This window comes from Phytohabitans sp. LJ34, from assembly GCF_052068095.1.
Classification (GTDB): Bacteria; Actinomycetota; Actinomycetes; order Mycobacteriales; family Micromonosporaceae; genus Phytohabitans.
The window spans coordinates 18756-29718 of the sequence record NZ_JBQHDG010000045.1; the positions used below are offsets into that span (position 1 = coordinate 18756).

The following is a 10963-nucleotide window of genomic DNA, read 5'->3' on the forward strand; positions in this document are numbered from 1 at the left end:
GAAGGAGCACGTCCAGATGCTGCGCATCGCCATCCCCAACAAAGGCACCCTGTCCCGACCCGCCTCCGACATGCTGCGCGAGGCGGGCTACCGCCAGCGCGGCGACGACCGCGACCTCGTCTGCCGCGACGAGGGCAACGCGGTCGAGTTCTTCTACCTGCGCCCCCGCGACATCGCCACGTACGTCGGCTCGGGCGACCTCGACCTCGGCATCACCGGCCGCGACCTGCTCGTCGACGCGGGCAGCCCGGCCGAGGAGGTCCTCGACCTCGCCTTCGGCGGGGCCACGTTCCGCTACGCCGCCCGGCCCGAGACCCTCGCCTCGGTCGACGACATCGGCGGCCGGCGGGTCGCCACCGCGTACCCCGGGGTGGTCGAGCGTCACCTGGCCGAGCGCGGCCTCAAGGCCGACGTGATCCGCCTCGACGGCGCCGTGGAAAACGCGGTGCGGCTGGGTGTCGCCGACGTCATCGCCGACGTCGTCTCGACCGGCGCCACGCTGCGCCAGGCCGGCCTGGTCACGGTGGGCGAGCCGATCCTGGAGTCGTCCGCGCTGCTGATCCGCCGGGTCGGCGCGCCCGCCAACGGGCAGGTGGGCCAGCTGGTCCGCCGCCTCCAGGGCGTGCTGGTGGCCCGGCGTTACGTGATGCTCGCCTACGACGTGCGCGCCGACCTGCTCGAGCAGGCCACGGCGCTCACCCCCGGCATCGAGTCGCCGACCATCTCCCCGCTGCACCGCGAGGGCTGGGTGGCCGTGCAGGCGATGGTGCTCCGCGGCGACGTGCACAACATCATGGACCAGCTCTACGACCTCGGCGCCCGCGCGATCCTGGTGACGGACATCCACGCCTGCCGCCTCTGATGCGTCCCGCGGCCGGCGCGCTGCCCACGGGGCTGGCGCTCGCCGTGGCGTCGCTGGGCGGCATCTCGTCGGCGGTGCAGAGCGCCGCCAACGCCGAGCTCGGCGAGCGGGTGGGCAACGCCTCGTTCGGCGCGGTGGCCAGCACGCTCAGTGGCAGCGCGCTGATCGTCGTCGGGCTGGCGGCGATGCCCTCGATGCGGCGCGGCCTGCGCGCCCTGCCGACCGCGAAGCTGCCCTGGTGGGCGTACCTGGGCGGGGTCTGTGGCGCGCTGTTCGTGACCATCGCGACGTACGTGGTGCCGGTCGTCGGCGTCGCCGCGTTCACGATCGCCCAGGTGACCGGCGGCAGCTTCGGCGGGCTGGCGGTCGACCGGGCCGGCCTCGCACCGGCCGGCCGGCTGCCGCTCACCGCGCCTCGCGTGGGCGGCGCGGTGCTCGGCGTCGCCGCGGTCGCGCTGGCCCAGGTGGACCGCCCGATCGGCGACCTGGCGCTCGACATGCTCGCGCTCGGCATGCTCGGCGGGGCCGCGGTGGCGATGCAGGGCGCGCTCAACGGCCGCGTGTCGGCGGCCACCACCAACGCGACCGGCACCGCCCTCAACTTCGCCACCGCGACCCCGACCGTGCTGGTGGCCGGCGTGCTGCTCGGCGCGTTCGCGAGCGGCTGGTCCACCCGCCTGCCCGCCGAGTGGTACCTCTACACCGGCGGCGCCCTGAGCGTCGTGATCGTGGCCTGCCTGCTGATCAGCGTTCGCGCGGTAGGCGTCCTGCGTACGGGCCTGTCGCTGGTCGCCGGCCAGTTGGGCGGCGCCCTCCTGCTGGACGCTCTCCTCCCGGACGCCCGCGGCGCCAGCCCGGCCCTGCTGGCCGGCGCGGCCCTGACGGTGGCCGCGGTAGCCCTCGCCTCTTTCCGCGTCGACCAGGGAGTCGGCGGGCGGGTCGCGCCACCGACTCCCTGATCGACGCCGCCCTACGGGAGGTGGATGGGGCTGGTGCTCGCCTCGCTCGGTGAGGGGCCCAAGCGCCACCGCGAGCTCGCGCGAAGGGTCGGCCCGCGAGGCATACGACGAAGCCCGGCCCTCCGGGTAGGAGGGCCGGGCTTCGTCCTGGGGGTGTGGGTGTGGCCTTGTTACGCCTGCTCGATGGCGGGGGCGCCGGCGCCGGAGGTCACGGCGATCCGCGTGGCGGCGGTGCCCGCGTACGCCCCGGTCACCCGCACGCTCAGCACGCCCGCGTCGTAGGAGGCGCTGACCGCGTCGGCGGTCACGTGCTGGGGCAGGGCGAAGGAGCGGCGAAACGTGCCGTACCGCACCTCCCGCAGGCTCCGGCCGTCCTTCTCCTCGGTCCGCTCGTCGCGCCGCTCACCGTGCACGACCAGCCGGCCGCGGTCGACCTCGACCGTCACGTCCTTCTCGACGTCCAGGCCGGGCAGCTCCACCCGCACCACCGCGTCGTCCCCGTCCCGTGCGACCTCGGCGGCCGGCACGAAGCCGCTGCGCCGGGTCGCCGCCGGCCCGAACGCCTGCCGCACGAGAGCGTCAAACTCCGCGAACGGGTCACGACGGGTCCACAGCGACAAAGTGCTCATCATGTACTCCTCGAGTCCAGCCGCACCGACCCCAACCGGCCGGCGCACGAAACATAACTTGAGTCGGGTCGACTCAATTCCCACCTCGACCACGAAGTCGAGCGGATGAGCAAGGACGAGGTGCTCGCCTGGTTCGACGCCGGGCCGGGTGAGACGGGGCGGGGTGCGGGTGGCAGACTCGGGAAACGTGAGCAACGCTGTCGTACGCCTGCGCCCCCAGCGGGCCCGGATCGTGGCCTGGATCCTGGCGGTCGCCATCATGGTGGTCTTCACACTGGTCGCCACCGGCCTCAGGGGCTCGACCGGCGACGGCTACGGCACGTTCCAGCGCGGCGACCAGTTCGCGATGGTCGGGCTCGGCGTGCTCTTCGCCCTCGGCATCCTGCTCTTCACCCGCCTGCGCGTCGAGGCGGACGAAAAGGGCATCCACGTGCGCAACCTCGTCGGCGGCTACGACCTGCCCTGGGACATGGTGCGCTCGATCCGCTTCAACCGCGGCACCCCCTGGGCCACCCTCGAGCTGCGCGACGAAGACCTGCTGCCGATGATGGCCCTCCAGGCCGCCGACAAGCAGTACGCCGTCGACGGCGTCCGTGCCCTCCGCGCCCTCCTCGAAGCCTCCCAGCGCGAAGCCCAGCCCGACACCACCAGCTAGACCGTTGGCCGGTATTTCGGTGCTGGTCAGGCATCCCCCGATGACCTGGCGGGAGGGCGGCCTGATTCCTTGATCGGCGGGCCAGCTTGTAGATCGTGGTCATCTGGACCCCCTCCAGGGGGACCAAACGACCACGATCACCAGGATCTGCCCCACCTCGTCGCCGATCAAGGTCCAGCCGAATCGCGACACACGCTCTGACCAGCGTCTGGGATCTCTAGTCGGGGACGGTCGCGCGCAGGTAGGCCACGGCCATCGTGCGGCGGGTCGGGTGGTGTGCGGACGAGGACAGGTAGGCGTCGAGGTGCGCCCGCTCCTCCTCGTCGAGTGCGGCCGCCATCGCCTCCGCGTACGTCGGGGCGAGCGGGTTGGGTGCCGTGTGCTTGAGCTGCGACCAGGCGGGCAGCGGCGGCGCCGGCACGTCGAGCTGGGCCCGGTAGTCGAGCTCGACCGCCGTGAAGCCGGCGCCCTCCGCCCAGGCGAGCAGGTCCCGCTCGTCGAAGTCGACCAGGGGGCCGTCGCCGGTCAAGACGGCGACCACTCGCGCGATCAGGTCGTCGACGGGTGAGCCGGCCAGGCCGAGGAGGTCGCCGGGGCGGTGCTGCCGCGGGAAGCTGTTGATCGGCTCGAAGATGGCGAGCCGCCCGCCCGGCCGCAGCACCCGGAAGAACTCGGCGAACGCGTCCGCCTTCCGCGTGCAGTAGATGAGCACCGAGCGGGTGGTGACGGCGTCGACCGAGGCGTCGGCCACGCCGGTGAGATCTTCGGCCGACGCGCGGAGGAAGGAGCACCGTTCGTCGCCGGCGGCGGTGCGGCGGCAGTCGTCGAGCAGCTCCTGTGACACGTCGGTGAAGATGACCCGGCCGTCCGGGCCGAGGCGTTCCAGCGCGCCGAAGCCCACCAGCCCCGTGCCGCAGCCCACGTCCAGCAGCACGTCGTCGGGGCGGAGGTCGGCCCGGTCGAGGACGCCGTCACGGAAGGCCGCCAGGGCGGGGGAGTGGTGGGCGCGTATCGTGGCGCTGTCGCCGTCGCGGCGGTGCAGCAGCCAGCGCGCCCACTGGTCTGTCGACATGACGCCCAAGGTAGCCCCGCTTTCGCGTTTCGAACTACATGCTGGTAGCCTTGCTGCGTCGACCAGCTGTCACCGCCTGTGTGGCGACAGCCACGAAGCGGAGCGCCTGCTCCCACCCGAGTCGCACCTATGTGGCGGCCGGGTCCGGTCAGCTAGCCCGTTTGGGGAATCCGACGGGTTGGTGGCGCGTTGTGATCATGTGCGCCCGACCGGTCGAGCGGGCCCTGGCATATCCGCCAGGGCCTTCTGCTTTGGGCCGGCAGCGCCGGCGCGGACATGCGGGCCGGCGTGGAGGCAGGACAACGCCCGGCCGTAAACCGCGACCGGACGAGGCATCGCAATGAGGAGGCCCCATCAGCGTCGAACCACGCGTGAACGAACAGATCCGGGCACGTGAGGTCCGACTGGTCGGCCCTGAGGGTGAGCAGGTGGGCATCGTCCCGCTGGAGCGCGCCCTTCAGCTGGCCGCGGACGTCGACCTGGACCTGGTCGAGGTTGCGCCGATGGCGCGCCCGCCGGTGTGCAAGCTCATGGACTTCGGCAAGTACAAGTACGAGAGCGCACTCAAGGCGCGCGAAGCGCGGCGTAATCAGCAGCAGACCGTCATCAAGGAAATGAAGCTCCGGCCGAAGATCGACCCCCACGACTACGAGACCAAGAAGGGTCACGTCGTGCGGTTCCTGAAGGCGGGCGACAAAGTCAAGGTGACGATCATGTTCCGGGGTCGCGAGCAGAGCCGACCGGAGCTGGGCTACCGGCTCCTGCGGCGGCTCGAGTCCGAGATCTCGGACCTGGGGTACGTGGAGGCCGCTCCCAAGCAGGACGGCCGCAACATGATCATGGTTCTGGCTCCGCACCGGGCCACCAAGGCCGCCGCCGTCGCCGCCACCGCGGCGAAGGGTGGCGGAGTGCGCGAGCGGGAACCCGGCGCCGACGAGGCGCCGCCGGCCGAGGCCGGGCCCGCCGGACAGACCGGCGAGTAGCAGGGGAGAGACGTTCCAAATGCCGAAGATGAAGAGCCACTCGGGGACGGGCAAGCGGGTCAGGGTGACCGGCACCGGCAAGCTGCGCAAGCAGCAGGCCGGCCTGCGCCACAACTTCGAGGGCAAGCCCTCCACCCGCACCCGCCGGCTGTCCGGCACGGTCGAGGTGGCCAAGGCTGACGTCAAGCGAGTCAAGAAGCTGCTGGGCCGCTGACGCGCGCCACTTGACAGAGAGAAGGAGTTGAGATGGCACGCGTCAAGCGGGCTGTGAACGCCCAGAAGAAGCGCCGCACATTGCTGGAGACCGCCAGCGGATACCGCGGTCAGCGCTCCCGCCTTTACCGCAAGGCCAAGGAGCAGGTGCTGCACTCGATGCAGTACGCCTACCGGGACCGTCGCGACCGCAAGGGCGACTTCCGGCAGCTGTGGATCACCCGGATCAACGCGGGGGCCCGCGCCAACGGCCTCACGTACAACCGGCTGATCCAGGGCCTGCGCCTCGCCGGCGTAGAGGTCGACCGCAAGATCCTCGCTGATCTCGCGGTCAACGACGCGCCGGCCTTCGCCGCGCTCGTCGAGGTGGCCCGCGCGGCCGTCGCCGCTGAGGGCACCGGCGGCGCCCAGGCCGCATGAAGCACCCCACCAAAACGCTCGGCTTCGCAGGGCGTTTCGGCGGGGAACCCGCGTGACCCAGCAACACCCACGACCCGGGGAAGGTCCGTACACCGTGCGGACACCCCGGGTTGTTGCTGCCCGGCGGCTCCAGCGCCGTCGCGAGCGCGACGCCGCGGGCCTTTTCCTCGCCGAGGGACCCCAGGCCATCCGGGAGGCCGCCTCCTCGTCGGCGGTCCATGAGATTTTTGGTACGAGCGACGGCCTGACCCGGTTCGCGGATCTGATCCAGGCGGCGGGCCGATCCGGCGCGCGCGTCTCCGAGGTCACCGAAGACGCGCTCGCCGCGCTGACGGAGACCGTGCGGCCACAGGGCTTGGTGGCGGTCTGCGAGCAGCAGCCGGTACCCCTGGAAAAGGCCCTGGAAAGCGGACCGCGACTTGTCGCGGTGCTCGCCGAGATCCGTGATCCGGGAAACGCCGGCACGGTCCTGCGCACCGCGGACGCCGCGGGAGCGAGGGCCGTGGTCTTCGCCGGCGACGCGGTCGACCCCTACAACGGCAAGTGCGTGCGCGCCTCCGCCGGCAGCCTCTTCCACGTCGACGTGGTGCGCGCGCCGGATCCGGGGATGGCCCTTGCCGCGATCCGTGAGCAGGGCATGAAGATTTTCGCCGCCACCGGCTACGGCGACACCAACCTCGACGACCTGGCCGACGAGGGCGGGCTGGACGCACCCACCGCCTGGCTGTTCGGCTCGGAGGCACACGGTCTACCAGCCGATTTGCTCGACGTCGCGGACGCCCGCGTCCGGGTCCCGATCCACGGCGGCGCCGAGTCGCTCAACCTCGCCGCAGCGGCGGCGGTATGCCTTTACGCCTCGGCGAGGGCCCTCCGTAGACTCTGATGGCTGTGACGTACCGCAACGATCCGTACGACCCGAAGCAGGTCGCGCTCCTCGACCCGGACGCGCTGGGTGACGCCGTCGCGAAGGCCGGCGAGGCGTTCGCCGCGGCCGCCGATCCGGACGCGCTGGCCGGGCTCAAGCACCTGCACCTGGGCGACCGTTCGCCGGTCTCGCTGGCCCGCCGGGAGATCGGCGCGCTGCCGCCGGCCGCCAAGGCCGACGCCGGCAAGCGGGTCAACGAGGCTCGCGCGGCCATCCAGGCGGCCTTCGACGCGCGCGCGGAGGAGCTGGAGCGCCTGCACGCCGAGCGCATCCTCGCCGAGGAGCGGGTCGACGTCACGCTGCCCTGGGACCGCCGCCCGCGCGGCGCCCGACACCCGCTGACCACGCTGATGGAGCGGATCGGCGACCTGTTCGTCGGCATGGGCTACGAGATCGCCGAGGGCCCCGAGCTGGAGCTCGAATGGGCCAACTTCGACGCGCTCAACATCCCACCGGACCACCCGGCGCGCGGCCTGATGGACACCTTCCACGTCGAGGACCCGGGCCTCGTGCTGCGCACGCACACCTCGCCGGTGCAGGCGCGCACGATGCTCACCCGCCAGCCGCCGATCTACGTGGTCGTGCCCGGCCGGGTCTACCGCACCGACGAGCTGGACGCCACCCACACGCCGGTCTTCCACCAGGTCGAGGGCCTCGTGGTCGACGAGGGCATCACGATGGCCCACCTGCGCGGCACGCTCGACCACTTCGCCCGCGCGATGTTCGGCGCCGAGGCCAAGACCCGGTGGCGGCCGCACTACTTCCCGTTCACCGAGCCGTCGGCGGAGTTCGACGTCTGGTTCCCGCAGCACCGCGACGGTCCACAGTGGGTGGAGTGGGGTGGCTGCGGCATGGTCAACCCGCGCGTGCTGCGCGCCTGCGGCATCGACCCGGACCGGTACTCCGGCTTCGCGTTCGGGATGGGCATCGAGCGCACGCTGATGTTCCGGCACGGGGTGAGCGACATGCGGGACATGGTCGAGGGCGACGTGCGGTTCACCCGCGCGTTCGGCATGGCGGTCTAGGGGGCCACGGTGCGGATTCCACTTTCCTGGCTGCGCGAGTACGTCGACCTGCCGGCCGGCGCGGACGTCGCGGAGGCGCTCGTCGGTCTCGGCATCGAGGTGGACGCCGTCGTCGACCAGCGCGAGACGGTGAAGGGCGACCTCGTCGTCGGCCGGGTCGCGGAGATCGAGGAGCTGACCGGCTTCAAGAAGCCGATCCGCTTCTGCCGGGTCGACATCGGGCGTGAGCAGCCGCAGGAGATCGTCTGCGGGGCCACCAACTTCGCCACCGGCGACCTCGTCGCGGTGATCCTGCCCGGCGGCGTGCTGCCCGGCGGCTTCGAGATCGGCGCCCGCAAGACCTACGGGCGGATGTCGGCCGGCATGATCGTGTCAGCGCGCGAGCTGGGCATCAGCGACGAGCACGCGGGCATCATCGTGCTCCCGCCGACCACCGACGCCAGCCCGGGTGCGGACGCCCGGCCGTACGTGGGGCTCGACGACGTCGTCTTCGAGCTGGAGATCACCCCCGACCGCGGCTACGCGATGTCGGTGCGCGGCATCGCCCGCGAGCTGTCGCACGCGTTCGAGGTGCCGTTCCGCGACCCAGGGCTGGCCGACGCGCCCGGTGCCACTCCCGAGCCGGCGTATCCCGTGGTCGTGGAAGACACGGTCGGCTGCGACAGGTTCGCGGCGCGGGCCGTGCGCGGCATCGACCCCAACGCGCCCTCGCCGGAGTTCATGCGGCGGCGGCTGACCACCGCGGGCATCCGCACGCTCGGCCTCGCCGTCGACATCACCAACTACCTGATGCTGGAGCTGGGCCAGCCGATGCACGCGTTCGACATGGCGCGCATCCGCGGGCCGTTGCTGGTGCGCCGGGCCGCGCCGGGAGAGAAGCTGACCACACTGGACGGTGTGGCCCGCGTGCTCGACGCCGAAGACATGGTGATCTGCGACGAAACGGGACCGATCTCGCTCGCCGCCGTCATGGGCGGCGAGACCAGCGAGGTGCAGCCGGACACAGTGGACGTGCTCTTCGAGGCGGCGCACTGGGATCCGGTGATGGTCAGCCGCACCGCCCGCCGCCACAAGCTTTTCAGCGAGGCGGCCAAGCGGTGGGAGCGGGGCGTCGACCCGGCCGCGCCGCTGGTCGCGCTCGACCGTGCGGTCGCGCTGCTCGTCGAGTACGGCGGCGGCGCGACGGATGGCAACGTGCTCGACATCGACAACGTGGTGCCGCCGCGGTCCCTGGTCATCGACCCGACGCTGCCGGGCCGGCGGGCGGGTGTGCCGTACACCGCCGCCCGCGTCGTGGAGACGCTGACCGCGGTCGGCTGCACAGTCTCCACTGTGGACGGGTTCTTGGACGTCACCCCGCCGACCTGGCGGCCCGACCTCACCGACCCGGCCGACCTGGTCGAGGAGGTGATCCGGCTCGACGGATACGGCAAGGTCCCCAGCGTGCTGCCGGTCGCCCCGCCCGGCAACGGCCTCACCCCGGCGCAGCGCCGCCGCCGCGCCGTGGCCAGCGCGCTCGCCGAAAACGGCTACGTGGAGGTGCTGTCGTACCCGTTCGTGGGACCGTCCGCTGTGGACGGTCCGGCGGTGCGGCTCGCCAACCCACTCTCCGACGAGGAGCCGTTCCTGCGCACCTCGTTGCTGCCGCCGTTGCTCGGCACGCTCAAGCGCAACATCGGTCGCGGCCACCGAGACACCGCCCTGTACGAGATGGGCACCGTCTTCCTGCCCCGTCCGGGTGCCGGCAGCCCGCCGGAGATGGGCGTCGACCGGCGCCCGACCGAAGAGGAGTTCGCCGCCGCCGACGCGACCGTGCCGCACCAGCCGTGGCACGCCGCGGTCGTGCTGGCCGGCGAGGTCGAGCCGGCCGGCTGGTGGGGCGCGGGACGCCAGGCCGGCTGGGCCGACGCGATCGAGGCGGCCCGGATCACCATCGCGGCGGCCGGCATCGCGGACGAGCGGGTGACGGTCCAGGCGGCCGAGCGGGCGCCGTGGCACCCGGGCCGCTGCGCCGCGATCGCCGTCGACGGGGTCACCATCGGCCACGCGGGTGAGCTGCACCCGACCGCGCTCGCCGCGCTCGATCTGCCCCGCCGCACCAGTGCGATGGAGCTCGACCTCGACGCGCTGCCCGAGGCGGGCGTCGCGCCGGCGCCGCGGGTCTCCGGGTTCCCGCCCGCGCTGATCGACGTGGCGCTGGTGGTCGGCGAGTCCGTGCCCGCCGCCGACGTGCAGGCCGCGGTGGTGGCCGGTGCCGGCGACCTGCTGGAGTCGGTGCACCTCTTCGACGTCTACACCTCGGCGCAGCAGCTGGGGGAGGGGCGCAAGTCGCTCGCCTACAAGCTGACCTTCCGGGCACCTGACCGTACGCTCACCGTGGAGGAGGCGGTCGCGGCCCGCGACGCCGCGGTGGCCGAGGCCGCTGCCCGGTTTGGGGCTGTTCTGCGCGGCGCGTAACGCTTTGGGATGGTTGCGCGGTATCGGACCCCCGGCATCCGTCGGGTAGCCGCGAGGCCGTATCTTTCGGTGGTCCTTGGGCACACAATTCTCACGAGATGTCGAACGGGGTTGAGATGACGGAGGCGTTCACGACCGACGTGTGCATCGTCGGTGGCTGCGGACGGGTGGGCCTGCCACTCGGCATCGCGCTCGCGTCGCGGGGCCTGACGGTGACGCTCTACGACATCAACGCCGCCGCCGTCGAGACGGTCAACTCGGGCACCCTGCCCTTCGACGAGGAGGGCGCCGGCCCGGTGCTCGCCGAGGTCGTCGCGGCCGGGCGGCTGCGCGCCTCCACCGAGCCTGCGACGGTCGGCTCGGCCGAACACCTCGTCGTCGTGGTGGGCACGCCGGTCGACGAGCACCTCAACCCCGACCTCGGCGCGGTGCCGCGGGCGCTGGAGCGGTGCGCCGAGCACCTGCGCCCCGGCCAGCTCGTCGTGCTCCGCTCGACCGTGTACCCCGGCGTCACGGCCCTGACCGAAAAGCTGCTCACCGGCATGGGCATCGCGGTCGACGTGGCCTTCTGCCCGGAGCGGATCGCCGAGGGCAAGGCGATGACCGAGCTGTTCGCCCTGCCGCAGATCGTCTCCGCCCGCACGCCGCAGGCCTTGGCCCGCGCGGAAAAGCTCTTCCGTCACCTGACCGACCAGATCGTGCCGCTGGAGCCCGAAGAGGCGGAGCTGGCGAAGCTGTTCACGAACACGTGGCGGTATATCAA

11 protein-coding genes and 1 pseudogene are annotated in these 10963 nt (G+C 72.4%); 10 read left to right on the plus strand and 2 right to left on the minus strand.

The genetic code is table 11. The features are described 5' to 3' along the window. Nucleotides 1–16 precede the first annotated feature (16 nt). Both hisG and ACTMTJ_RS44475 read left to right on the plus strand, forming a co-directional pair. Nucleotides 17–862 (plus strand): ATP phosphoribosyltransferase, encoded by an 846-nt coding sequence (gene hisG, locus ACTMTJ_RS44470; RefSeq protein WP_441225051.1) that lies wholly within the window; start codon nucleotides 17–19, stop codon nucleotides 860–862. Continuing rightward, nucleotides 862–1821 carry a DMT family transporter gene (locus tag ACTMTJ_RS44475; RefSeq protein ID WP_441225053.1) on the plus strand — a complete coding sequence of 320 codons (960 nt, stop codon included), beginning with the start codon at nucleotides 862–864 and terminating at the stop codon, nucleotides 1819–1821. Before hisG ends, ACTMTJ_RS44475 begins: the two co-directional genes overlap by 1 nt. A 170-nt stretch (nucleotides 1822–1991) precedes the next feature. On the opposite strand, the gene ACTMTJ_RS44480 is transcribed toward ACTMTJ_RS44475, so the two are convergent. After that, entirely contained in the window at nucleotides 1992–2450 is a 459-nt protein-coding gene (locus ACTMTJ_RS44480) for an Hsp20/alpha crystallin family protein (RefSeq protein WP_441225055.1), read from the minus strand. A 259-nt stretch (nucleotides 2451–2709) separates the two neighbouring features. On the opposite strand from ACTMTJ_RS44480, the gene ACTMTJ_RS44485 reads away from it, so the two are divergent. Continuing rightward, a complete protein-coding gene (locus ACTMTJ_RS44485; protein WP_441225072.1) occupies nucleotides 2710–3105 on the plus strand; it encodes a PH domain-containing protein in 396 nt (131 codons plus the stop codon). A 217-nt stretch (nucleotides 3106–3322) separates the two neighbouring features. Here ACTMTJ_RS44485 and ACTMTJ_RS44490 read toward each other — a convergent pair whose 3' ends face one another. Beyond that, nucleotides 3323–4177, minus strand: a complete 855-nt coding sequence (locus ACTMTJ_RS44490) for a class I SAM-dependent methyltransferase (RefSeq protein ID WP_441225056.1) — start codon at nucleotides 4175–4177, stop codon at nucleotides 3323–3325. Between the two features lie 371 nt (nucleotides 4178–4548). On the opposite strand from ACTMTJ_RS44490, the gene infC reads away from it, so the two are divergent. From infC to ACTMTJ_RS44525, 7 genes and pseudogenes are all read left to right on the plus strand, one after another. Then, entirely contained in the window at nucleotides 4549–5160 is a 612-nt protein-coding gene (gene infC, locus ACTMTJ_RS44495; RefSeq protein ID WP_441225058.1) for a translation initiation factor IF-3, read from the plus strand. Between the two features lie 19 nt (nucleotides 5161–5179). Next, complete coding sequence (rpmI, locus tag ACTMTJ_RS44500) at nucleotides 5180–5374, plus strand: 50S ribosomal protein L35 (protein ID WP_441225060.1); 195 nt, start codon at nucleotides 5180–5182, stop codon at nucleotides 5372–5374. 32 nt (nucleotides 5375–5406) lie between these two features. Continuing rightward, on the plus strand, nucleotides 5407–5793 hold the full coding sequence (gene rplT / locus ACTMTJ_RS44505; protein ID WP_441225062.1) for a 50S ribosomal protein L20: 387 nt from the start codon (nucleotides 5407–5409) through the stop codon (nucleotides 5791–5793). 94 nt (nucleotides 5794–5887) lie between these two features. After that, nucleotides 5888–6676: a TrmH family RNA methyltransferase gene (locus tag ACTMTJ_RS44510; protein ID WP_441225063.1), complete on the plus strand. Its 789-nt coding sequence runs from the start codon at nucleotides 5888–5890 to the stop codon at nucleotides 6674–6676. Between the two features lie 5 nt (nucleotides 6677–6681). Further along, entirely contained in the window at nucleotides 6682–7743 is a 1062-nt protein-coding gene (locus tag ACTMTJ_RS44515) for a phenylalanine--tRNA ligase subunit alpha (protein WP_441225065.1), read from the plus strand. Nucleotides 7744–7752: 9 nt separating this feature from the next. Further along, on the plus strand, nucleotides 7753–10200 hold the full coding sequence (gene pheT, locus ACTMTJ_RS44520; protein WP_441225067.1) for a phenylalanine--tRNA ligase subunit beta: 2448 nt from the start codon (nucleotides 7753–7755) through the stop codon (nucleotides 10198–10200). A gap of 98 nt (nucleotides 10201–10298) precedes the next feature. Continuing rightward, nucleotides 10299–10963, plus strand: a pseudogene (locus ACTMTJ_RS44525) (nucleotide sugar dehydrogenase); the annotation flags it as partial.